General features: G+C 54.4%; 18 protein-coding genes and 1 pseudogene. 10 read left to right on the forward strand and 9 right to left on the reverse strand.

Translation table 11 applies throughout. The annotated features are described in order from the left end of the window. Positions 1-158: 158 nt before the first annotated feature. On the reverse strand, positions 159-740 hold the full coding sequence (gene sodB, locus ACZYTD_RS11535; RefSeq protein ID WP_463892170.1) for a superoxide dismutase [Fe]: 582 nt from the start codon (positions 738-740) through the stop codon (positions 159-161). A gap of 299 nt (positions 741-1,039) precedes the next feature. Between sodB and ACZYTD_RS11540 the strand changes: the two genes are divergently transcribed. Then, on the forward strand, positions 1,040-1,372 hold the full coding sequence (locus tag ACZYTD_RS11540) for a Grx4 family monothiol glutaredoxin (protein ID WP_463892172.1): 333 nt from the start codon (positions 1,040-1,042) through the stop codon (positions 1,370-1,372). A gap of 29 nt (positions 1,373-1,401) precedes the next feature. On the opposite strand, the gene ACZYTD_RS11545 is transcribed toward ACZYTD_RS11540, so the two are convergent. The 3 genes from ACZYTD_RS11545 to uraA form a co-directional block, all read right to left on the reverse strand. Next, entirely contained in the window at positions 1,402-2,574 is a 1,173-nt protein-coding gene (locus tag ACZYTD_RS11545) for an ABC transporter substrate-binding protein (protein WP_463892174.1), read from the reverse strand. Between the two features lie 147 nt (positions 2,575-2,721). Continuing rightward, positions 2,722-3,363 carry a ribonuclease T gene (gene rnt / locus ACZYTD_RS11550; RefSeq protein ID WP_463892175.1) on the reverse strand — a complete coding sequence of 214 codons (642 nt, stop codon included), beginning with the start codon at positions 3,361-3,363 and terminating at the stop codon, positions 2,722-2,724. A gap of 34 nt (positions 3,364-3,397) precedes the next feature. After that, positions 3,398-4,663 (reverse strand): uracil permease, encoded by a 1,266-nt coding sequence (gene uraA, locus ACZYTD_RS11555; RefSeq protein WP_463892177.1) that lies wholly within the window; start codon positions 4,661-4,663, stop codon positions 3,398-3,400. A 210-nt stretch (positions 4,664-4,873) separates the two neighbouring features. Here uraA and ACZYTD_RS11560 point away from each other — a divergent pair. Beyond that, positions 4,874-5,707: pseudogene (locus tag ACZYTD_RS11560) on the forward strand (flagellar protein MotY); the annotation flags it as partial. Between the two features lie 305 nt (positions 5,708-6,012). On the opposite strand, the gene ACZYTD_RS11565 reads toward ACZYTD_RS11560, so the two are convergent. The 5 genes from ACZYTD_RS11565 to adhE all read right to left on the reverse strand — a co-directional run bounded on the left by ACZYTD_RS11565 (position 6,013) and on the right by adhE (position 13,341). Continuing rightward, positions 6,013-7,872, reverse strand: a complete 1,860-nt coding sequence (locus ACZYTD_RS11565) for a M48 family metallopeptidase (RefSeq protein WP_463892178.1) — start codon at positions 7,870-7,872, stop codon at positions 6,013-6,015. A 37-nt stretch (positions 7,873-7,909) separates the two neighbouring features. After that, positions 7,910-8,503 (reverse strand): LemA family protein, encoded by a 594-nt coding sequence (locus ACZYTD_RS11570; protein ID WP_463892180.1) that lies wholly within the window; start codon positions 8,501-8,503, stop codon positions 7,910-7,912. Positions 8,504-8,683: 180 nt separating this feature from the next. Further along, a complete protein-coding gene (gloA, locus tag ACZYTD_RS11575) occupies positions 8,684-9,091 on the reverse strand; it encodes a lactoylglutathione lyase (RefSeq protein ID WP_463892181.1) in 408 nt (135 codons plus the stop codon). Positions 9,092-9,207: 116 nt separating this feature from the next. Continuing rightward, positions 9,208-10,476: an HD-GYP domain-containing protein gene (locus ACZYTD_RS11580; RefSeq protein ID WP_463892182.1), complete on the reverse strand. Its 1,269-nt coding sequence runs from the start codon at positions 10,474-10,476 to the stop codon at positions 9,208-9,210. Between the two features lie 105 nt (positions 10,477-10,581). Beyond that, positions 10,582-13,341: a bifunctional acetaldehyde-CoA/alcohol dehydrogenase gene (gene adhE / locus ACZYTD_RS11585; RefSeq protein WP_463892184.1), complete on the reverse strand. Its 2,760-nt coding sequence runs from the start codon at positions 13,339-13,341 to the stop codon at positions 10,582-10,584. Between the two features lie 549 nt (positions 13,342-13,890). Between adhE and ACZYTD_RS11590 the strand changes: the two genes are divergently transcribed. The 8 genes from ACZYTD_RS11590 to ACZYTD_RS11625 all read left to right on the forward strand — a co-directional run bounded on the left by ACZYTD_RS11590 (position 13,891) and on the right by ACZYTD_RS11625 (position 22,610). Continuing rightward, positions 13,891-14,529: a YchE family NAAT transporter gene (locus ACZYTD_RS11590; protein WP_463892185.1), complete on the forward strand. Its 639-nt coding sequence runs from the start codon at positions 13,891-13,893 to the stop codon at positions 14,527-14,529. A 228-nt stretch (positions 14,530-14,757) separates the two neighbouring features. Continuing rightward, the gene (locus ACZYTD_RS11595) at positions 14,758-16,422 is read left to right on the forward strand and encodes an ABC transporter substrate-binding protein (RefSeq protein WP_463892187.1); all 1,665 of its coding nucleotides are present in this window, start codon (positions 14,758-14,760) and stop codon (positions 16,420-16,422) included. Between the two features lie 113 nt (positions 16,423-16,535). Further along, entirely contained in the window at positions 16,536-17,456 is a 921-nt protein-coding gene (oppB, locus tag ACZYTD_RS11600) for an oligopeptide ABC transporter permease OppB (RefSeq protein ID WP_463892188.1), read from the forward strand. Between the two features lie 14 nt (positions 17,457-17,470). Further along, entirely contained in the window at positions 17,471-18,379 is a 909-nt protein-coding gene (gene oppC, locus ACZYTD_RS11605) for an oligopeptide ABC transporter permease OppC (RefSeq protein WP_463892190.1), read from the forward strand. 10 nt (positions 18,380-18,389) lie between these two features. Next, the gene (oppD, locus tag ACZYTD_RS11610; RefSeq protein WP_463892191.1) at positions 18,390-19,367 is read left to right on the forward strand and encodes an oligopeptide ABC transporter ATP-binding protein OppD; all 978 of its coding nucleotides are present in this window, start codon (positions 18,390-18,392) and stop codon (positions 19,365-19,367) included. After that, positions 19,367-20,359: a murein tripeptide/oligopeptide ABC transporter ATP binding protein OppF gene (gene oppF, locus ACZYTD_RS11615; RefSeq protein WP_463892193.1), complete on the forward strand. Its 993-nt coding sequence runs from the start codon at positions 19,367-19,369 to the stop codon at positions 20,357-20,359. The genes oppD and oppF overlap by 1 nt, the downstream gene beginning before the upstream one ends. Positions 20,360-20,615: 256 nt before the next feature. Continuing rightward, the gene (locus ACZYTD_RS11620; protein WP_463892195.1) at positions 20,616-22,010 is read left to right on the forward strand and encodes an amino acid permease; all 1,395 of its coding nucleotides are present in this window, start codon (positions 20,616-20,618) and stop codon (positions 22,008-22,010) included. Positions 22,011-22,172: 162 nt separating this feature from the next. Beyond that, positions 22,173-22,610 carry an Rrf2 family transcriptional regulator gene (locus tag ACZYTD_RS11625; protein WP_463892196.1) on the forward strand — a complete coding sequence of 146 codons (438 nt, stop codon included), beginning with the start codon at positions 22,173-22,175 and terminating at the stop codon, positions 22,608-22,610. Positions 22,611-22,681: the final 71 nt, after the last annotated feature.

Here is a 22,681-nt window from a genome sequence, read left to right on the forward strand (position 1 = left end):
ATCTGTTTTTTCTGCCGCATCCGGGGGTATACAAAATAATTCTGGCGCGGTAAAGCGCCGATTATCGTGATAACAGGGCCGAAAAAGAAAATGCCAGTCAGCGTTAACTGACTGGCATTAGCGGTAGCAGGCTTGTTATTAGCCTTGTGTTATCAGGCTTAGGCAGCGAAGTTTTTGGCCGCAAATTCCCAATTAGCCAGGGCCCAAAAGGCTTCCAGATACTTGGGACGCAGGTTGCGATAGTCAATGTAGTAGGCGTGTTCCCACACATCCACGGTTAGCAGCGGAGTGACGCCATCGGTCAACGGGCAACCGGCGTTGGAGGTATTGACTATGGCCAATGAGCCATCGGCTTTCTTCACCAGCCAGGTCCAGCCTGAGCCGAAGTTGGTCACAGCAGACTTGGTGAAGGCTTCCTTGAACTGCTCGAAAGAGCCGAAGGTGGCCTTGATGGCGTCTGCTAGGGAACCCGTGGGTTCGCCGCCAGCGTTAGGCGCCAGGCTGTGCCAGAAAAAGGTGTGATTCCAGATCTGGGCGGCATTATTGAATACGCCACCGCTGGAGCTCTTGATGATCTCTTCAAGGGACTTGCCCTCAAACTCGGTCCCCGGAATCAGATTGTTCAGGTTGACCACATAGGTGTTGTGATGCTTGCCATAGTGAAACTCCAACGTTTCCTGAGAGAAGTGGGGTTCCAGTGCATTCTTTTCATAGGGCAGGGCCGGAAGTTCAAAAGCCATGACAAAACTCTCCATTGTAGGGCCCAGCAGAGGGCCAGTTAATCGATAGTGCGGGAGCCAAACCCCAGCAAGAATTGATTTATAGCAAACTTTTCAGGATAAACGCCACAACTATGACAACTCATTTTAACAAGCCGGCTACTTTATCAACATGGGACGCCGGCTTTGGTATCCCCTATTGGAGGGCTGTCTAGGTAGACTATGGCTGTGGCGGGGTCAAATAACCCTACACCTTGCAGGATTGTTCCTGTCTGGTTATGCAGTAGAATGGATCTCAAAGATCACGCAACGAGGCAAAGATGGAAACAATCGACAAGATCAAACAGCAAATCGCCGAAAACCCTATCCTGCTCTATATGAAAGGGTCTCCCAAGCTGCCTAGTTGCGGCTTCTCTTCTCAGGCTTCCCAGGCCCTGATGGCTTGCAGCGAGCCTTTTGCTTATGTGGACATACTGCTGAATCCCGATATTCGGGCTGAGTTACCCAAGTATGCCAATTGGCCTACGTTTCCTCAGCTCTGGGTCGAAGGTGAGCTTATCGGGGGGTGCGACATCATACTGGAGATGTATCAACAGGGTGAATTGCAGACATTGATCAAGGAAGCTGCGGCTCGTCATAAACAGCCAGAATAGAGTTAACCAGGCCCTGCCGGCAGGGCCTTTCAAGGTTTCACATGGAGTAGCTCCTGTTGCTGGAATACGTGGAGTAGCCGCTGCCAACTGAAGTCGTATCCTGCTAGGTTTGCTTTTCCTGGGGGGGCGTCGGTCTGTGTGAACGCGTGATAGTCCAACTTGGCAAAGGCGTCATTGGTATAGAGCTGTCGCAAGATCGCGACACTGTGGCGATCGAAGGTTTGCATGTCGGTCTGAAACAAAACCCCCTCCTTGGCAAAGTCATGCTGGTGCAGGTAGTCATAGATGAGCACCATGCACCAGGCCCCTTCCATGAAATGGCCGCCAACCGTGGCGACTAACTCACCTCGCTCCACGGCGGAAATGCCTTGTGGCGTGGCATCGATACTCGCGATCAAAAACGCATCTATTTGCCGCCCCCCTTCCAGCAGTTGCTGCCGTAATCTTAACCCCATGGCATCGGATGCACTCCATAGCAATCTGGCATCAGGATAGCGTTTAAGCGCAGAGAGCAAGGGCCGAGTGGCTTTGTCTGCATCCCAGTAGGTAGAAAATTCTTGGGCCAGCCGCCCTGATCCAACGTAGGCAACGGCTTGATGCAAGCCCTGACTGCGCTCCGTGGCAACGCGTGACACTTCACTCTTGGCACCATTGAAAGCCAAAATAGTTGGTGTTTCCTGGGGCCACTGCTGCCGCGCCGCTTGCATGAGGGCTTCTGCTTCGAGTTGTCCTGCCAGTCGGTCATTTGGCCAGAGATGGGCCAGCCAATTGGTATAGCGCTCTCTGGGCAGGCCCATCGAATGGCGTGAGTCTGTCGATTGTGCGGTGTTGAAGGTGATAACCTTCACATTATACTGCTGGGCGCTCGCCAACAGGCGCGGCATTATGGGGCCATTGAACTGCAACAGGAGAAAATCTGGCCGATCCTGGCTTGTTATGGCTGCCTTGGCTAAGGCGCTGACCCGTAATGGACTGCCGTTGGCATACTGGCTCTTGAGTTCAAAACCAAAATTGGTGGCGGCATAGCGCATGTGTTGCTCGACCTGCTGCCAGAATAGATCATCACTGTGCGCTGGGCTGATAAACAGGAGGTGCGGTATGGGGCGGTTAAGGCTCTTCGAAAGCTTGGTGCTGTTGGCTTCTGAGATGCCGTTCGGCAACAGGCAAATTAGTAATGCGACAAGCCAGACGAAATGCCCCATGGTGAACTCTCGACGTTAAGTCAGTTTACCTACGGATCAGTATGAATGAGGGCAAAGGTAGCTGCATTTATTTCTATCGACTGGGAGATGAAATAAGTCGTTGAGTCATCAGCTCAAATTAAGCCGCTCCTTGCGGAGCGGATTAGATTATTCGGCCATCACCGGAGGCCAGCCGCCTAGGGATTTCCAGCGGTTGACGATATGGCAAAAGAGCTCTGCCGTCCGTTGGGTGTCATAGAGGGCAGAGTGAGCCTCTTTATTGTCAAAAGGGATGCCAGCACAGATGCAAGCCTTGGCCAGCACAGTCTGTCCCAATGCCAATCCCGCCAGGGTGGCGGTATCAAAGGTGGCAAAGGGATGAAAAGGATTACGCTTTAGCCCAGCTCGTTCGGCTGCTGCCATCATGAAGCCATGATCGAATGCCGCATTGTGTGCCACGACTATGGCACGATGGCAGTCGGTCTCTTTTAGTCCTTTGCGCAGTCCCTTGAAGATGGCACCTAACGCCTCTTTTTCCGAAACAGCCCCCCGCAACGGATTGAAAGGGTCGATCCCATTGAACTCAATGGCGGCCTTCTCTATGTTGGCGCCTTCGAAGGGCTCCACATGAAAATGGAAGGTCTCATCGATATGGATCCAGCCATCATCATCCATAGTCAGCGTACAGGCCGCTATTTCCAGCAGGGCATCGCTATTGGCTTTGAATCCTGCAGTTTCTACATCGATGACGACGGGAAAATAACCACGAAATCGCTCTTTTAAAGGGTGCACGCTCTTTTTATCGTTCATCCGCCAGACTCAATTGTCACAAAAAGGGAGCCGGTTATGGCTCCATGATGTCATAGGTACTCATCCAGCCCAGGCGTTCGAACACCTCGAACAGCAGGCTGATAGCAATGGAGAGCAAGGTGGCCAGCGCCATACCCTTGAGGCTGACACTGCCCAGATCCAGGTGGGCGCCAGACAAGCCAACGATCAACACTATGGAGGTGAGGATCAGATTTTTGGGTTTGCTGTAGTCCACCTTGGATTCTACCAGCATTCGAATACCAGATGCTGCAATTACCCCAAACAGCAGTAGCGATACCCCGCCCATGACGGGAACCGGTATGGTGCGGATGGCGGCGGTGAATTGACCGAAGAAGGCCAGCAGGATAGAGAGGATGGCCGCGCCGCCAATGACCCAGACACTGTAGACCCGGGTAATGGCCATCACGCCTATGTTCTCACCATAGGTGGTGGTAGGTACCGAACCGAAGAAGCCGGAGAGGGTAGTAGAGAAACCATCGCCCATCAAAGAGCGGTGCATACCCGGATCTTTCATCAAGGGTCGATCGACAATCTTTTCGGTGACGATGAAGTGGCCGATATGCTCGGCGATCACCACGAAAGCGGCGGGCAGTATGGTGATGATGGCCGCCAGCTCAAAATGAGGGGTATAGAAGGTGGGCATCTGCAAGAGTGAGGCTTGGGATACACCACTGACATCGACTAACCCCAGGCCCCAGGCGGCTAGATATCCGGCAACTATAGCGATGAGGATAGGAATAACGGCCAGAAAACCGCGAAACAGCACTGAACCAAACACCACGACCGCCAGGGTAAACATGGAGACGCCGACTACCTTGGGATCCAGGGTCTTGGCTGTCAGCCCTGCCATGTCTGCGGCAACCGGAGCCAATTCCAGACCTATGATGGCTACTATGGCGCCCATTGAGGCGGGGGGGAACACGACATTGATCCACTTGTAACCAAAAAGCTTGATGAGGCAGGCGACCGCCATAAACAGCAAGCCTGAGGCGATAAAACCACCCAGTGCGGTCTCGTAGCTATAGCTGGCCATGACGGCAAACACGGGGGAGAGAAAGGCGAAACTCGAACCCAGATAGGCTGGCACCTTACCCTGACAGAGGAACAGATAGATAAGGGTGCCTATGCCGTTAAACAGCAGCACGGTTCCTACATCGATCTTGAACAACATGGGAACCAGTACCGAGGCACCAAACATGGCAAACAGATGCTGGAAACTCAGAGGGATACACTCCAGTAATGAGGGTCTCTCTTCAATTTGTATAATACGTTTGCGCATCGGGTCTCTCCTTTCCCGTTTGAAATCTTGAGTTATTGATGGCTAGATGCCGCTTCCTGCCGTGAAGGCTCGATATTATGGCAGAAGAGACTGGCAAAGCCCATGTTAGCGTGTTGGTGATCCGGGGCTAAAGTTTATGGCGGGCCAGCCGATAGCCTGAGTGATAGGGAAGAGGAGATCGCCGTGAAGTATAGGTATCTATTTGCCATTATGATGCTCTCGGGGGCTGGACAAGCCGCCGTGCTCGAGTATGGGGCCTCACTCGATCAATCTAGCTGGCGATTGACGGGGGACACCCCGTTGGAGTGCCGGCTGGAGCACTTTATACCCAACTACGGTAGTGGTGCCTTTGTCAGCCGCGCAGGAAAAAACATCAACCTCGACTTCGAGCTCAAACCGCTGCGACCCAATGCGCGCATCCAGACTGTGACTCTGCGCTCCTTGCCTCCTCGTTGGCGACCTGGGGTGCCAGAAACCGGTTTGTCGACCATTCGTTTCTATAAGCAGTTTGATGGTCTGGTCAATGGCCAGACAGCCTGGACCATGGCCGGCGAGTTGGAGCAGGGACGTTTCCCTGCCTTCTTGTTCCGCGATTGGTATCACAGAGGCCAGCCGGTGCAGGTTTCCGTCTCTGCTGTAGGTTTTTACCCACGTTATCAATCATTTATGATGTGTTTGCAGACGCTGCTGCCCTATACCTTTGAAGATATTGCCTTTACCATTCTTAACTATGAAAAAAACAGCGATCAGCTGACGGCCTATTCCCGTCGGCGCATCGAGATGATTGGCCAGTATGTGAAAGCGGATCCCTCCATCGACATGTTGGTGATCAATGCCTATACCGACAGCTACGGTGGCCGTTGGCCTAACCAGAAACTCTCCGAACGTCGAGCCAAGGCCATCAAGAGCTATTTCGCCGCGCAGGGGGTGGATCCCTTGCGTATCGAGGTGGATGGTCATGGGGAGAAACAGCATATAGCCGTCAACGATAGCGAGGCGGGGCGGGCAAAAAATCGTCGGGTGATCATCTCCATGTCGCGCAGTCTGCCCACCTATGAGACTAGAGGGCAAGAAGTGGGGGGGCCCCTCTATACCACGACCGATCCGGGTGCCGCAGCCATAGCGCAAGGGGTGGCGAAGGATCCGACGGCGATAGAGCCAGCCAAACCAGCGGCGCCCGAGGTTAAACCGGCTACTCTCGATATCAAATCAGCGCCTAAACCATCGGCCACCAAGAAGGCGGCTCCTGCCACGCCGAATACCAAAGGGGCATGACCTGGTATTCCCTGACAAAAAAGCCAGCAGCATGCCGCTGGCTTTTTTGTGTGTGGCCAAGTAGGTGATGGGGATTACTCTGCCATACCCATGCCGGATTGAGGGGGAGGAATGGGGCACTCCAGACAAACGGCGAGGACTCTAAACAGCTCAAATTCGGTATCACTCACCTGGCCATCCAGCTCCATGGCGGCAACCACGGCTTGCACTAAGCGTAGGCGGATACCTGGACTGGCCCGTTGAACTTGAGTGAGGGCAGCAGCCATTTGGGCCAGATCAGGACACTGGGTGAGCAGTGGTTTGTCGAGCGTCAGTTGCTGGATGATGTGCTGATAAAAGCGCAGTCGATCGGCCTCGTTAGAGGCACAGTGGTAGGCCAGGGCCGCGCTCAGGAGTGCGAGCGGCTCGGTTAGCTGGCTCATATCGCGCACCACGCTCTGGCCGACTGTCGGTTTAAAGCGGCTGTGAAGTTGATGGTCGAGCAGGCGATAGAGCAGCCACTCAAACAGGCTGTTTTCACCATCGGCTGCACTCAGTTCATCGATATGCCGGCTGAATACCTCATACTCCTCCTGACTCATCAGTTGCAAACTGGGCAGACAGAGCTCCAGTAAGCCCAGTCGCAAGCGGCGGGGAGGGTCATGGCGAGTCAGCTCATCTACGCGCTCGGCATCGGGTAGTGCCTTGAGCTGCCGATGCCTGATGGCTACATCTGTGTCGAGCAGCAGGGCGTAGACCAGAAGCTGGGCCTGGTTTGGGTCGTGGGCCGTGGCGACCAATTCCATCGGCAGCAGATCCAGCCACTCCTGGGGGGCATCAAAGTCCAGATTGGCCAAGCGTTCGCTAGCCTGTTGTTGATGGGCCAGACGTTGCGTCAAGGGCAGATCACTCTCTTCCCGATAGGTTTCGATGGGGGTGGCCACTGCGCCGCGAATGTACTGACCATCCCAATCAGGCTCTAGCAGACGGATGCGTTCACTCAACGGCGGGTGCGTAGCCAGGCGACCTGAGAAGCTGCTGTTTTGTCCCTGGCCAAAAAAGAGGTGGCTGTACTCCTTGGCGGCCGGGTGGAAGATCAGGGAGGCATAGGGGTGGCCTGCGACCTTTTTCAAGGCGTTGGCCAGTGCCAGCGGGTGACGGGTGAATTGCACGGCAGAGGCATCAGCCAGGGCTTCCCTTTGGCGGTTGACGGCCGCCTTGATAAATTGACTGAACAGGACGCCGCCATAACCTATGGTATGACATCCCAATTCAAACGCGCCTCGCGGACGCTCATGCTGCTCCTGCTCTCCTAGCATGTCGCGATTGAGCCATTCCGCCAGCCGCTCTATGAAGAGCAGGCCCGCCATCGCCGCGGCTAATTGCATATTCAAGCGGATGTCGCCGTTGAGAATATGGCTGAATTCATGGGCCACTACGGCCTGCAGTTCATCGCGATCTAGCGCGTCAATGGCTCCTTTTGTGACCACTATGACGGCGTCATTGATGGTCATGCCGGCGGCGAAGGCGTTGATCCCCAGTTCATTATCCTGGATAAACAGGGCCGGAACCGGTAGCCCAGAGGCAATCGCCATCTCCTCGACCACGTTGCGCAGTCGTTGCTCTGGCAGATCGGCGGTATTAGGCAGCAGACGCCGCCCGCCAAGGGCCTTGGCAACTCGCCATCCACCTTGGTGTAACTGTCGATAGCGTAGGTAGCTGACAAACAGACTGATGAAGAGGATGGTCGCGGCTAGGGTCAAGAATTGCCCCTGGTTGAATAGCGATTGCTCAGCTGTTCCCGCATGAGACCACCATGCCAGTTTGAGTGGAATAAAGACTAAACTCAACAGCAGACTAGAGAGTAGCGCCAGTACCAGTACGCCGCTGCCATAGAGCAGAACCAGCAGGCGGCTTAACTGTCTCGCTTGAGCCTGTTGTTCATAAAAGATCACGATAGCGCCTCTTGCATAGTAAAGGAGTGGCTGGTGGTTAGAGCGTTACCTGCGGGGTTTGGTGATAACTCTGCGGATCTTCGATGATAAGCAGAGCAGCGTCCTGGGTGTGGCCCAGCGAGTTGGCAACCAGGATGGAGGGGAAGGTCTTGCGGTAGATGTTGTAGGCGGTGACGCCATCATTGAAGGCTTGTCTGGCGAAGGCAACCCTATTTTCAGTCGCAGTCAACTCTTCGAACAATTGCTGGATATTGTCGTTGGCTTTGAGCTCGGGGTAGGCCTCCATCTGTACGCTCAAGCCCCCTAGTGCTTGCCCTAGGCGGCTCTCGGCCTGGCCCAGCATGGCCATGGATGCACCATCGGTTGGATGAGCCCGGACTGATTTGAGCAGGGTGCTGGCTGCATTACGAGCCTCGATAACGGCGGTCAAGGTGCTCTGTTCGTGGTGCAGGTAACCTTTGACGGTTTCCACCAGATTGGGAATGAGATCATGGCGACGGCGCAGTTGGACCTCGATCTGGGCAAATCCGTTCTCAAACTGGGCCTTGAGCGTGACCAATTGGTTGTAGATCCGTACCATGATGATCAGGGGCAAGAGTATGATGAGTAGCAGGCTGAGTAAGATCCACATAGCTATATCCTTATGAGGTGGTATCAATCAGCACTTATTTTGGCGAAATGGGAGGCGGTTGTCAGCGAAGCGGATCAACTCTTGATGTTCAAGTAAGCGGCTGCAGATGTCATCAGGATAAGCGGGCCATGCCCGCTTTGAAGTAGAGCCATACTGCAGAGCGATACTATGGTGGATGGGTTAGGCGCCGAGCCCCAAGCCTGCATGTTTCTTGTTGATGAGTTCGATCTTGTAACCATCCGGGTCGACCACGAAGGCGATCTCTGTGGTGCCACCCTTGACTGGGCCCGGCTCGCGAGTGATGGTGCCGCCAGCGGCACGAATGGCGTCGCAGGTGGCGTAAATATCTTCTGCTTCCAGGGCAATATGGCCATAGGCGTTGCCCAGCTCATACTCACTCACGCCCCAGTTGTAGGTTAGCTCGATCACAGCCTCCTCTTTTTCATCACCATAGCCTACGAAGGCCAGGGTGTACTGATATTCACTATTTTCGCTTTGACGCAGCAGTTTCATACCCAAGATGCGGGTATAGAAGTCGAGAGAGCGTTGTAAGTCGCCAACGCGCAGCATGGTGTGCAGGATCCGCATTTTAATCTCCAACGGGTTACTAATGTTAAGGCCTGCTCAGTGGCAGGTAACAGGAGAAGCATAACATGGCCCACTTGGCTAGTCGTCCGGTGGTGCTGGCCTTCAGCATCACCATTTCAAGTGGGGTTATCAGGTAACAAAACGGGCGGAATATAGCTGGAGAAGTAGTAACAGTAGCGCTTGCCAAGATTGAAGAAGTCCCGTTGTTGGCTGGTTAATTCGGTAGGGTCAACGGCGCTGACTATGCTAAGCGTGGCATTGCGTAGGTTGAGCAGATCAACCCCTTCTTGCACCGCGCCGCGAATAAAGGGAAGGACACAGGGTTTGAGTGGCGCAGTCGGATCGCTGGTCATGACCAAGGCTACATTATCGTCACTGAGCCGCACCATGCAGCCCGGGGGGTAGATGCCCATTACCTTGATCAATAGTTGAATAAAGGTGTTATCCAGTTGCTTGCCTGCTCGTTTATACAGCTTGGCCATCACCTGATTAGGCAGCGCCGTCAGCAAGGCATTACGGGGATGCAGATTTTCATCGTAGAAATCCACGACTGAAATCAGCCGGGTTAGAGCGGAGAGCTGATCGCCCTTCACTCCTTTTGGATAACCCGAGCCATCCAGGCACTCATGATGCTGATAGGCTACATCGCGAATTTTACTGGAGAAGGCACCCAAGGTGGTTAACTGTTCAAATCCGTATTGAACGTGCATTTGCAGGAAGTTGATCTCTGGCTTGGTGAGTTCAGTCCGTTTGCGACTGATCTGGATTGGGATCTTCAACTCCCCGATATCATGGGTCAGTCCAGCCAGACCCGCATCTTCGATCTCCAGCGGCGACCAACCGGCCTCTTTGGCGATCAGCATGGCGATGAACGCCACATTCAGGCTGTGCAGCAGTAGCGGGTCACCCTGTTGCACGGCGCGTACCAGTTGCAGGCCCACAGGGCCATCCTGGCTAGTGAGATGAGTAGCCGCATGGCGAATAAGATCGGCCACGGCGCCTAAGCCCTCATCTGGTTTAAGGTTTAGTTGCGTCAGTGAGTCACGAAGGGGAGAGATGGAGCTGGTAAAAGCGCGCTCGGCGGTGCGGATGGCGCGGCGCATCTGCTGCTGGCTGGCCTTATTGGCTACGACTGCGGGATCATCAAGTTCCGGCGTCGGCTCTGTCGCAACCTCGGGCTCTGGCTCCAGCAGAATGACTTCGGTAGTGCTTTTGTCGGGATCAACCACTATTTCGGTGAAGCCAATACTGCGCAGAGTTTGAATTTGTTCGAGATTTTTTATGACAAAGGAGCTGCGCAGGAAGGGGTGAGACTTCCAACTCAGAGGTAACTTGATGTAGTGGCCAATCTGAAGTTGGGCGATGGGCAGTGTGACGTCGGCCATGGGCTCTCCCTTTTTTAACCTAAAAATTAGCAGAGTCATCAGCGACAAGCAAAGAAAAGGCCCGCACAGTGCGCGGGCCTTCTAATTTAGCGGGGAAGAGGAAGCTTATTTCTTCTTCTTACCTTCTTCTTTCTTCTCTTCCTTGGCAACAACCACAGCACCTTCGGTGTAGGGACGGCCATAGTAAGAGTCGAGCAGAACCTGCTTCAGCTCGCTGATCAGTGGGTAGCGCGGGTTGGCGCCGGTGCACTGGTCATCGAAGGCTTCAATGGACAGGGCATCAACCTTGGCCAGGAACTTCTCTTCCGGTACGCCTGCATCACGGATGGACATAGGGATGTCCAGATCCTTCTTCAGGGCATCCAGCCATGCCAGCAGCTTCTCGATCTTGGCTGCGGTGCGATCACCGGCAGCAGTCAGACCCAGGTGGTCAGCGACTTCAGCATAACGACGACGCGCTTGCGGGCGGTCATACTGGGAGAACGCAGTCTGCTTGGTCGGGTTGTCGTTCGCGTTGTAGCGGATCACGTTGCAGATCAGCAGAGCGTTAGACAGACCGTGCGGAATGTGGAACTCGGCACCCAGCTTGTGGGCCATGGAGTGACACACACCCAGGAAGGCGTTGGCGAATGCGATACCAGCGATGGTAGCGGCATTGTGAACCTTCTCACGAGCAACCATGTCAGCTTTGCCGTTATGGTAGCTGGAAGGCAGGTATTCCTTCAGCATCTTCAGGGCTTGCAGGGCTTGGCCATCAGAGTATTCGTTAGCGATAACGGATACATAGGCTTCCATGGCGTGAGTCACGGCGTCAACACCACCGAACGCACACAGGGACTTAGGCATGTTGGCAACCAGGTTGGCGTCAACGATGGCCATGTTCGGGGTCAGCTCGTAGTCGGCCAGTGGGTACTTAACACCAGTGGCGTCGTCAGTTACAACGGCGAACGGCGTAACTTCTGAACCGGTACCGGAGGTGGTGGTGATACATACCAGCTCGGCCTTTTGACCCATCTTCGGGAACTTGTAGATACGCTTACGGATATCCATAAAGCGCATGGCCAGATCTTCGAAGGCAGTGTCCGGATGTTCGTACATTACCCACATGATCTTGGCGGCGTCCATCGGTGAACCACCACCCAGAGCCAGGATCACGTCCGGCTTGAAGGATTGGGCCATCTCGGCGCCCTTACGGACGATGGACAGAGTCGGGTCAGCTTCTACTTCGTAGAACACTTCCACTTCCATGGACATGCCCTTCAGCAGGCGAACCAGTTCATCGGTGTAACCGTTGTTGAACAGGAAACGGTCGGTGACCACCATGGCGCGCTTCTTGCCTTCCAGATCGCTCAGAGCGATTGGCAGGGAACCACGACGGAAGTAGATAGATTTAGGAAGTTTGTGCCACAGCATATTTTCAGCCCGTTTAGCGACCATCTTCTTGTTGATCAGATGCTTAGGACCAACGTTTTCGGAGATAGAGTTACCACCCCATGAACCACAACCCAGCGTCAGGGAAGGAGCCATTGCGAAGTTGTACAGGTCACCGATACCACCGTGAGTGGTAGGGGTGTTGATGAGGATACGTGCAGTCTTCATCTTGTCGCCGAAGTACTTCACGCGATCTGCGTTCATGTCCTGGTCGGTGTACAGAGCAGACGTGTGGCCGATACCACCCAGATCCACCATGTCACACGCCATGCTGACGGCTTCTTCGAAGTTCTTGGCACGGAACATACCCAGAGTCGGGGAGAGCTTCTCGTGCGCGAATTCTTCTTCTTCGCAGATCTTCACGCCTTCACCGATCAGGATCTTGGTGTCGGCAGGAACTTTGACGCCAGACATTTCAGCGATCTTGGTAGCCGGTTGACCCACGATGGCCGCGTTCATGGCGCCATTGATCAGGATAACCTTGCGAACCTTGTCGGCTTCTTCCTTGGACAGGACGTAGCCCTTGTGGCTGGCGAAACGCTCTTTAACTTGGTCGTAGATGCTGTCAACCACGATGACGGCTTGCTCGGAAGCACAGACTACGCCGTTATCGAAGGTCTTGGACATCAGGATAGAGGCAACGGCGCGCTTCACATCGGCAGTTTCGTCGATGACAACCGGTACGTTACCGGCGCCAACACCGATAGCTGGCTTACCAGAGGAGTAAGCAGCCTTAACCATGCCAGGACCACCAGTGGCCAGGATCAGGTTGATGTCGGCATGCTTCATCAGGGCGTTGGAGAGTTCAACAGTCGGTTGATCAATCCAGCCGATGATGTCAGCAGGAGCACCGGCGGAAATAGCGGCATCCAGCACCAGCTTGGCAGCGGTGTTGGTGGCGTTCTTGGCGCGTGGGTGCGGGGAGAAGATGATGGCGTTACGGGTCTTCAGGGCAATCAGAGACTTGAAGATCGCAGTAGAAGTCGGGTTGGTGGTTGGAACGATACCACAGATGATACCAACTGGCTCGGCGATGGTGACAGTACCGAACTCGTCATCTTCACTCAGAATGCCACAGGTCTTTTCATCTTTGTACTTGTTGTAGATGTACTCGGAAGCGAAGTGGTTCTTGATAACCTTATCTTCGATGATGCCCATGCCGGATTCGGCAACGGCCATTTGGGCCAGCGGAATACGAGCATTGTTGGCGGCCAGAGCTGCGGCGCGGAAGATCTTGTCTACTTGCTCTTGCGAGAAAGTAGAGAAGAGACGTTGAGCTTCCTTAACGCGAGCAACCAGCTCGTCCAGTTCGGCAAGGTTTGTTACAGCCATGATTTTCTCCTGCTGAGTTTTTGAAAACTGTTTACTAATGTTTGGCGTTGCCAAAAGAGATGAAACAGAAACTGCGCTCCGAGTATACACAAAGAGTGGCATCTCTCCATTCCTGTAGCATCGCCGCTTAGGAAACCTCTTTCGTTGGCGATTATAGGAGTAGCTAGTGGCTGCCAACTTGATCCATATCAATTGTTGTAAAATGACAAAAGGAATTTTGTTTCATTTACACCACTGCGTCATAGAGAGCACAAAATTTCTATCGTAAGTGCCAATCACTGGGGCATTAACCCAGGAGAAATCAGGGCTGTAGCCGCATTAATCATATGGTTTTTGTCTTGGCTGATGGCGGCGAATACACAAGGTCATCGACTAAACTGGAGAAATGACAACAAAAAAACGTCTTTGACCATCATGTTGCTGAAACATCAGGCGAAAACCGACGGTTTTATTGAGTTATGGTCCTGAAAGTTAGGCCTACTAGGAGCCGGTATCCCGGCTCGGCTTGTACCGTCTAGGCCTAGAAAAACTAATCCAGCTGGAGGGGATTATTTTAAATCATTGGTGTTTTTCTTCGGACTGGCGATAATCGCCGCGCTTTGAAGTTGGACTATAATTGGTTGTTACTTTTCATCACGTGGTCGCATTCCTATGGCACACCTTGAGTACGCTTTTTATTTGAAATTCTTTATCGGTCTGGTGGCCATCATCAATCCGTTGGGGTTGTTGCCGGTTTTTGTCAGTCTGACGGGCCATATGACGGCTCAGGAGCGGATGAAGACCAACACCACTGCCAATATCGCCGTCATGATTATCCTCTGGGTCTCCATGTTTTTTGGGCAGATGATACTGGATCTGTTCGGCATCTCGTTGGCGTCATTTCGTATTGCCGGTGGCTCGCTGATTACTCTGATTGCCTGGTCCATGTTGCAGGGCAAGTTGGGGGAGGTGCGCCACAATAAGGAAGAGAAGGGGGAGAGTATCGCTAAGGAGTCCATTGCCGTGGTGCCGTTGGCGCTGCCGCTGATGGCGGGACCGGGTGCGATCAGCTCTACCATAGTTTACTCCAGCCAGTTCAATACCCCAGGTCAGCTCTTTGGTCTAAGTCTGGTGGTCGTGGTCTTCTCGCTTTTTTCCTGGTTGGTGTTTCGTGCCGCCCCCCTGCTGTTTCGGGTGATGGGCAAAACCGGCATTAATGTGGTGACCCGGATCATGGGCCTCATCATGATGTCGCTGGGGATTGAAATCATGGTGGCAGGTATCAAACACATGTTTCCCGGCTTGATGTGAAGTAGTGCATCCTGCTGCACTGGTTGTGCTCATTTGTACCATAACCATTCATTTGCTCTGTAAAATGAGGCAAATGGTTTGTAAATAGCTGGTCTTGTCCGTTTTTATCCACAAAATATATTGCATTCTTACCTGTGTCAGGGAATTATTCATCGGTTCGACGCTTGGCTCGTGGCTCATTTGTGGCCTGGCCCGCGCGGTGGAGATCAACTGATACGGAGTAAGGACATGACACATAATAAAAACGCGTTGGCCTTGGCTATTGCTGGCTCTCTGGTTCTCTGGGGATGTGGTCAGCAAGAGCAGCAGGCTTCCGCTCCTGTAGCCAAGCAAGAGGCAGCGAAGCCACTCTCCAAGGCCGAAGCCAAGTTGGCGCCGGTTCAAGAATTAGTGAAAGGTAACGGCTCTGAACCCGCCACCCTGGACCCAGCCAAAACTGAGGGGACGGTTGAGTCCAATATCCAACGTGACTTGTATGAAGGTTTGGTCACTACCGGTCCGAATGGTGAGATCCGTCCTGCTGTGGCCGAGCGTTGGGAGAGTAAGGACAGCAAGGTTTACACCTTCTATCTGCGTAAGGATGCCAAGTGGTCTAATGGCGCGCCGGTCACAGCTGGCGACTTCGTCTATGCCTTCCGTCGTGTTGTCGACCCCAAGACGGCCTCTCCCTACTCTTGGTATTTGGCTACACCAGGCATTGTTAATGCCTCTGCCATCATCAATGGCAAGGCTAAGCCTGAAGAGTTGGGCGTTAAGGCCATTGATGATCACACCTTCCAAGTGACACTGGAACGCCCTCTCTCCTATTTTGTCAGCATGATGGCGCACACCACTGTTTATCCTGAGCCCCAGCTCGTTATTGAAAAATATGGCGACAAATGGACTCAGCCAGGCAACCTGGTCGGTAATGGCGCCTATACCCTGAAAGAGTGGGTGGTTAATGAGAAGGTGGTTCTCGAGCGCAACAAGAGCTACTGGGATGATGCGCACACCACCATCAATAAAGTCACTTATCTCCCTATCCAGTCGCAAAATGCTGACATGAACCGCTATCTGGCCGGCGAAGTCGACCTGACCTATGAGACCCCCATAGAGCAATTTAAGCGCTTGAAACAAGAGCGTCCGGACGAGGTGCGCGTAACGGGTTATGTCGGCACCTACTATTACGAATTCAACTGCAAGAAGAAGCCGTTTGATGACGTGCGGGTGCGTAAGGCGTTGGCCTACGCTATCGATCGTGCCGTGATCGCCGATGCCGTGATGGGACAGGGACAAAAGCCGGCTTATGGTCTGGTGCCTGAGTTCGTAGATGGTTTCGTACCCGTCACCCCGGCTTATGCCAAGTTGACGCAAGCCCAGCGCAACGAAGCAGCCAAGAAGCTGTTGAAAGAAGCGGGTTTCGACGAGAAAAATCCGCTGAAGTTCGAACTGCTCTATAACACCAGTGAAAATCACAAGAAGGTAGCGGTAGCCGTGGCCTCCATGTGGAAGAAAAACCTGGGTGTGGATGTGGCGCTGGTGAATCAAGAGTGGAAGACCTACTTGGAGACCAAGTCTGGTGGTAACTTCGATCTGGCCCGGGCGGGTTGGATGGCTGATTACAACGAGGCCTCCTCCATGCTGGATCTGAAACAGACCACCCATGGCAACAACGATGGCAAATACTCCAATCCCAAGTATGACGCCCTGATGGCCAAGAGCCGGGAAGTGGCTAATGCGGATGAGCGTAACAAGCTATACGCCCAAGCTGAGGCCATACTGGCGGAAGATATGCCGCTGGCCAACGTCTATCAGTATGTATCGGCTCGTCTGGTGAAACCCTATGTAGGTGGTTACCCCAACAATCCGTTGGATAACCTCTACACCAAGGATATGTACATCATCGCTCATTAAGCTTCTCTTGGCGCCGTGATGCAAAACCCGCCTTCTGGGCGGGTTTTGCTTGCTTGGCGCAGGGCCGCCTGCGGCCATACAGAGCGAAGCCATAAATCTGTGCCGGAATCGTTATGATAAAATTTATTCTAAAACGCCTGCTGGAAGCCATTCCGACCCTGCTGGTGCTGATCACCGTCTCCTTCTTCATGATGCGGTTTGCGCCGGGTAACCCCTTTTCTAGCGAGCGAGGGGTGTCACCCGAGGTGATGGCTAACATTCAGCAAAAATATGGGCTAGATAAGCCCGTCTACCAGCAATATTTCACCTATTTGGGCAACCTGGCCCAGGGGGATTTGGGCCCCTCGTTCAAATACAAAGACTTCTCGGTAAATGACCTGGTGCGCAAGGCGCTGCCGGTTTCCGCCACCATAGGCTCGTTGGCCTTCTTGTTGGCCCTGGGGCTGGGGGTGGGTCTCGGTATCATGGCGGCGCTCAGACAAAATAGTTGGGTCGATTACAGCAGTATGTCGCTGGCCATGCTGGGGGTGGTGATGCCCTCGTTTGTGCTGGCACCTGTGCTGACCCTGATCTTCGCCATTAACCTGAAGTGGTTGCCAGCAGGTGGTTGGAACGGTGGTCAGTTGCCATATATGGTGTTGCCGGTGATCGGTATGGCCATGTATTACGTCTCCTCCATAGCCCGCATCATGCGCGGCAGCATGATCGAGACCATGAACTCCAACTTCATTCGCACCGCTCGGGCCAAGGGGTTGCCGTTGCGGCATATCATTTTGCACCATGCCCTGCGTCCGGCCATGTTGCCAGTGGTCTCCTACCTGGGGCCGGCCTTTGTCGGCATCATCACTGGCTCTGTGGTCATCGAAACCCTCTTCGGCCTGCCGGGGATAGGCCAGCTCTTCGTCAACGGCGCCTTGAACCGGGATTACTCCATGGTGTTGGGGCTGACCATCTTAGTCGGTGCCTTGACCATCACCTTCAACGCCGTGGTCGATATTCTCTATGCCTTCATCGATCCCAAGATCCGTTATTGAGCCCGAGGTGGAACATGGTGGTTACTAAACAACAGCAGCAAGCCATCTCCTCCTTTGCGAGTGAGTTGGAAATCCAGGGGCGTTCGCTATGGCAGGACGCGGCCCACCGTTTCTTCAAAAACCGGGCAGCTCTGGCCAGCCTCATCATCTTGGCGTTTATCACTCTGCTGGTGATCATTGGCCCCTGGCTCTCCAGCTATGCCTTTGATGAGCCCGATTGGGCGTCCATGCATACGGGCCCGGACTTTTCGACGGGCCACTATTTTGGGACCGATAGTCTGGGACGAGATCTGTTTGTGCGTACCTTGATGGGGGGGCGTATCTCCCTGATGGTCGGTCTGTTGGGGGCCATGGTGGCTGTGGTGATTGGCACACTGTATGGTGCCGCCGCCGGATTCATCGGCGGACGCCTGGACCGGATCATGATGCGGGTGCTGGAGATCCTCTATGCCTTTCCCTTCATGTTTTTCGTCATCATGTTGGTGACCTTCTTTGGCCGGAATCTGTTCCTGATCTTCATCGCCATTGGTGCCGTCAGCTGGCTGGATATGGCACGGATCGTCCGCGGCCAGACGCTGAGTCTCAAGAGTAAGGAGTTCATCGAGGCGGCCCATGTCTGCGGTGTCTCCCAGTGGAAGATCATCACCCGCCACATAGTGCCCAACGTGCTGGGGATCGTGGTGGTTTACTCCACTCTGTTGGTGCCTGGCATGATCCTGTTTGAATCTTTCCTGAGCTTCCTCGGGCTGGGCATGCAAGAGCCCATGACCAGTTGGGGCGCCTTGCTGGATGAGGGCTCTAAGTCTATGGAGGTGGCCCTATGGCATCTGCTTTTCCCGGCCGGTTTCATGGTGGTGACCCTGTTCTGTTTCAACTTCCTGGGGGATGGTCTGCGTGACGCCCTGGATCCCAAAGACCGTTAAGGAGCACGCCATGTCACTGTTAGTTGTCAATGATCTGCGTGTCGAGTTCAAAACCCCGGAGGGGAATGTGGTTGCGGTCAACGACCTCAACTTTTCCCTGGATGCGGCAGAAACCCTGGGCATAGTCGGGGAGTCTGGCTCGGGCAAGAGCCAAACCGCCTTTGCCTTGATGGGCCTATTGGCCAAGAATGGCATTATTACCGGCTCGGCCAAATTTGAGGGGAGTGAGATCCTCAACCTACCGGTCAAAGAGCTGAACCGTATCCGCGCCGAAAAGATCGCCATGATATTTCAGGATCCCATGACCTCGCTAAACCCCTACATGAAGGTCGGGGCCCAGTTGATGGAGGTACTGCGGCTGCACAAGGGGATGAGCAAGGCCGAGGCCTTCGCCACCTCGGTGCGGATGCTGGATGCGGTGAAGATCCCTGAGGCGCGCAAGCGCATGAACATGTTTCCCCATGAGTTCTCCGGGGGCATGCGGCAGCGGGTGATGATTGCCATGGCGCTGTTGTGTAATCCCAAGTTGCTGATTGCCGATGAGCCGACCACGGCGCTGGATGTGACCGTCCAAGCGCAGATCATGACCCTGCTCAATGAGCTCAAGCGGGATTTCAACACCGCCATCATCATGATCACCCATGACCTGGGGGTGATTGCCGGCCTGTGTGACAAGGTACTGGTGATGTATGCCGGTCGCACCATGGAGTACGGCAAGGTCAACGATATCTTCTACCGTCCCTCTCACCCCTATACCGAAGGGTTGCTCAAGGCGATCCCGCGCCTGGATAGCGAAGGGGAAGAGCTGGCAACGATTCCCGGCAATCCGCCCAACCTGCTGCATCTGCCCCAGGGCTGTCCGTTTCAGGAGCGCTGCCATAGGGTCAGCGATATTTGCCGGAGTAAGGCGCCTGAATTGACGGGGTTCCATGATGGTCGTCTGCGCGCCTGTCACTGGGATTGGGAAGCTGAGGGGGGAGTCGCGTAATGAGCCAGAAGAAGTTATTGCTGGAGGTGGATGCGCTTAAGGTTCATTTCAAGATCAAGAGTGACAAGGGCTGGCCCTGGTCGCCTGCTTTGAATCTCAAGGCGGTGGATGGCGTTTCCATCAAGCTGTATGAAGGGGAGACCCTGGGGGTAGTGGGGGAGTCGGGGTGTGGCAAGTCGACCTTCGCACGAGCCATCATAGGTCTGGTGCCCGCCACCGCCGGCAAGGTGGTGTGGTTGGGCCAGGATCTGACTGCGCTGCCGGCCCGGGAGCTGCGGGAGAAGCGTAAAGAGATCCAGATGATTTTCCAGGATCCCTTGGCTTCGTTGAACCCGCGCATGACGATAGGTGACATCATTGCCGAGCCGTTGCAGACCTTCTATCCGCAGCTGGGTAAGGTCGAGGTGATGGACAGGGTCAAGGCGATCATGATGAAGGTCGGTCTATTGCCCAATCTCATCAACCGTTACCCGCACGAGTTCTCCGGTGGTCAGTGTCAGCGCATTGGCATTGCGCGAGCGCTGATCCTGGAGCCCAAGATGATCATCTGTGATGAGCCTGTGTCGGCGTTGGATGTCTCCATCCAGGCGCAGGTGGTCAACCTGCTCAAGGCGCTGCAGAAGGAGATGGGACTATCGCTCATCTTCATTGCCCATGATCTCTCTGTGGTGAAACACATATCGGATCGGGTGTTGGTGATGTACCTGGGCAATCCCGTGGAGTTGGGCAGTCGCCAGGCCATCTTTAGCCATCCGTTGCACCCCTATACCCAGGCATTGATGTCTGCTGTGCCTATCCCGGATCCTGAGTTGGAGCGCAACAAACAGATCTTGTTGCTGGAGGGGGATCTGCCATCGCCCATCACTCCGCCTTCCGGTTGCGTGTTCCGTACCCGCTGCCCCTTGGCGGATGCCGAGTGTGCCCGGCACAGGCCCGGACTTGCGGGGAGTGATGAGCACGGGGTCTCCTGCCTGAAAGTCACTGTGAGTTGAGTCAGGTGTGCGATGTTTTGATGAGCGCCTGTGGGCGCTCTTTGTTGCGCAGGCCGTTAGTAAAAACCGGTACAAAAACGTAACGCAGCGAAAAAAATGGTTGATGACGCTATTCGTCTTGCCGGATCACGGCGTGATGTGGCGTTATTCTCACCCAGTTCTGGAATAATCACGGCTGATCGGTATTCTAGCCGGGTCAAGCCGGAGCCGGCTGCCGTAGTTCAGATCACTCTCCACCCTAGAGGTAAATGTTCCCATGGAAGTCAAAGCCCAAGCTGGCGAGCTCAAGCGTGGCTTGAAGAATCGCCACATTCAGCTCATTGCCCTGGGCGGTGCCATTGGCACCGGCCTGTTTCTCGGTATTGCGCAAACCATTCAGTTAGCCGGGCCGAGCGTTCTGCTTGGCTATGCGCTGGGTGGTTTCATTGCTTTTCTCATCATGCGCCAGTTGGGCGAGATGGTGGCGGAAGAGCCGGTATCCGGTTCGTTCAGTTTCTTCGCCAACAAATATTGGGGCAGCTTTGCCGGCTTTCTCAGTGGCTGGAACTATTGGGTGCTCTATGTGCTGGTCAGTATGGCGGAGCTGACCGCCGTGGGTCTCTATATGCAGTATTGGTGGCCGGACCTGCCCACCTGGGTGCCAGCGGCGGGATTCTTCGTGCTGATCAATGCCATCAACCTCTCCAACGTCAAATACTTCGGTGAGATGGAGTTTTGGTTTGCCATCATCAAGGTGGTGGCCATCATTGGCATGATCCTATTTGGTGGCTATCTGCTGCTCAGCGGCAACGGTGGGCCTCAGGCCTCTCTCTCCAACCTCTGGGCCCATGGGGGCTTCATGCCCAATGGTTGGCATGGTCTCATCATGTCCCTGGCCATCATAATGTTCTCCTTTGGTGGTCTGGAACTGGTGGGGATCACGGCGGCGGAGGCGGATGATCCGCGCAAGAGCATACCCCGCGCGGTCAATCAGGTGATCTACCGTATCCTGATCTTCTATGTGGGAGCCCTGGCTGTGTTGTTAGCCCTCTATCCCTGGAATCAGTTGGCTGCAGGGGGGAGCCCGTTTGTGCTCATCTTCTCCGCCTTGGGTAGCGAGCTGACGGCGAATGTTCTCAATGTCGTGGTGTTGACCGCGGCGCTGTCGGTCTACAACAGCTGTGTCTACTGCAACAGCCGCATGTTGCACGGTCTGGCTCAGCAGGGCAATGCCCCGCGTTTCCTGATGAATGTGAACCGCCGTGGTGTGCCGGTAACGGCGGTTGCCCTCTCTGGTGCCATGACCCTGATCTGCGTGGTATTGAACTATCTCATCCCCGGCAAGGTATTCCAGTTGCTGATGGCATTGGTGGTGGCGGCGCTGGTCATCAATTGGGCTATGATCAGTCTGACTCACATCATGTTCCGTCGTGCCATGAACGCTAAACACGTGGTCCCGGCCTTCAAAGCCTTCTGGTTCCCGGTGGCTAACTATCTCTGTCTAGCCTTCCTGGGCGGCATGTTGGTGATCCTCTATCTGCAGGGTGAACAGATCTCGGTCTACTTAGTCCCTGTGTGGTTGGGGCTGATCTGGGTTGGGTATTGGTTCAAATGCCGTAGCGACAAGAAGCAGGGTAATGGTGATGCGCTGGGCAAGGTCGTGACAGAATAAGTGGGTGAGCCAACCGGTGGCCTGTCTGCCGGCTACTCAACAAGCCAGCATGATGCTGGCTTGTTCGTCTCCAGTATCTGGCGCATAAAAATAGTAAAGGGATGGATTAAGTAAAATGCAGGAGCAGTGTATCTTTTGTTGCTGCAAGCAAGGAGTAGGCCGATGCAGTTAACTCGCTACACCGATTATGCTTTGCGGATCCTGATCCTGTTGGCCGTACAGCCGGAGGGGCGACTCTCCAGTATAGAAGAGGTGTGTAGCACCTTCGACTTACCGCGCAATCATATCAACAAGATAGTGCATCGACTGGGCCAACTGGGGTGGGTGACTACCCGTCGGGGTAAGGGCGGAGGCATTGCACTGGGGCTACCGGCGGAGGCGATCAATCTGGGGGAAGTGGTACAGTCACTCGAAGTGCTACAGCTCATAGAATGTGGCACCCCCTGGTGCCAGCTCTTGCCGGTGTGCGGCCTCAAGGGGGTATTGGCGGAGGCTGTTGAGGCCTTTGTCTCGGCGCTGTGCCGGCACTCGCTGGCCGATCTTATTCGTGACCAACCGGCCATTCGCCAGCAGTTACGGATCCCGTTATTGGTAGTATGAGCCATAGGTTGGATGTGATTTTTGCCGGGGAAGATGCAGGCCAACTATTCCATCGCGGAGCTAAATAGGGT

The sequence above is a fragment of the Pseudaeromonas sp. HNCC25DJ180 genome (assembly GCF_055413345.1).

Coding starts and splice junctions, on each gene's coding strand:
- sodB (WP_463892170.1), bottom strand. CDS start 740: ATGGCTTTTGAACTTCCGGCCCTGCCCTATGAAAAGAATGCACTGGAA.
- ACZYTD_RS11540 (WP_463892172.1), top strand. CDS start 1,040: ATGGAAACAATCGACAAGATCAAACAGCAAATCGCCGAAAACCCTATC.
- ACZYTD_RS11545 (WP_463892174.1), bottom strand. CDS start 2,574: ATGGGGCATTTCGTCTGGCTTGTCGCATTACTAATTTGCCTGTTGCCG.
- rnt (WP_463892175.1), bottom strand. CDS start 3,363: ATGAACGATAAAAAGAGCGTGCACCCTTTAAAAGAGCGATTTCGTGGT.
- uraA (WP_463892177.1), bottom strand. CDS start 4,663: ATGCGCAAACGTATTATACAAATTGAAGAGAGACCCTCATTACTGGAG.
- ACZYTD_RS11570 (WP_463892180.1), bottom strand. CDS start 8,503: ATGTGGATCTTACTCAGCCTGCTACTCATCATACTCTTGCCCCTGATC.
- gloA (WP_463892181.1), bottom strand. CDS start 9,091: ATGCGGATCCTGCACACCATGCTGCGCGTTGGCGACTTACAACGCTCT.
- ACZYTD_RS11580 (WP_463892182.1), bottom strand. CDS start 10,476: ATGGCCGACGTCACACTGCCCATCGCCCAACTTCAGATTGGCCACTAC.
- adhE (WP_463892184.1), bottom strand. CDS start 13,341: ATGCCACTCTTTGTGTATACTCGGAGCGCAGTTTCTGTTTCATCTCTT.
- ACZYTD_RS11590 (WP_463892185.1), top strand. CDS start 13,891: ATGGCACACCTTGAGTACGCTTTTTATTTGAAATTCTTTATCGGTCTG.
- ACZYTD_RS11595 (WP_463892187.1), top strand. CDS start 14,758: ATGACACATAATAAAAACGCGTTGGCCTTGGCTATTGCTGGCTCTCTG.
- oppB (WP_463892188.1), top strand. CDS start 16,536: ATGATAAAATTTATTCTAAAACGCCTGCTGGAAGCCATTCCGACCCTG.
- oppC (WP_463892190.1), top strand. CDS start 17,471: ATGGTGGTTACTAAACAACAGCAGCAAGCCATCTCCTCCTTTGCGAGT.
- oppD (WP_463892191.1), top strand. CDS start 18,390: ATGTCACTGTTAGTTGTCAATGATCTGCGTGTCGAGTTCAAAACCCCG.
- oppF (WP_463892193.1), top strand. CDS start 19,367: ATGAGCCAGAAGAAGTTATTGCTGGAGGTGGATGCGCTTAAGGTTCAT.
- ACZYTD_RS11620 (WP_463892195.1), top strand. CDS start 20,616: ATGGAAGTCAAAGCCCAAGCTGGCGAGCTCAAGCGTGGCTTGAAGAAT.
- ACZYTD_RS11625 (WP_463892196.1), top strand. CDS start 22,173: ATGCAGTTAACTCGCTACACCGATTATGCTTTGCGGATCCTGATCCTG.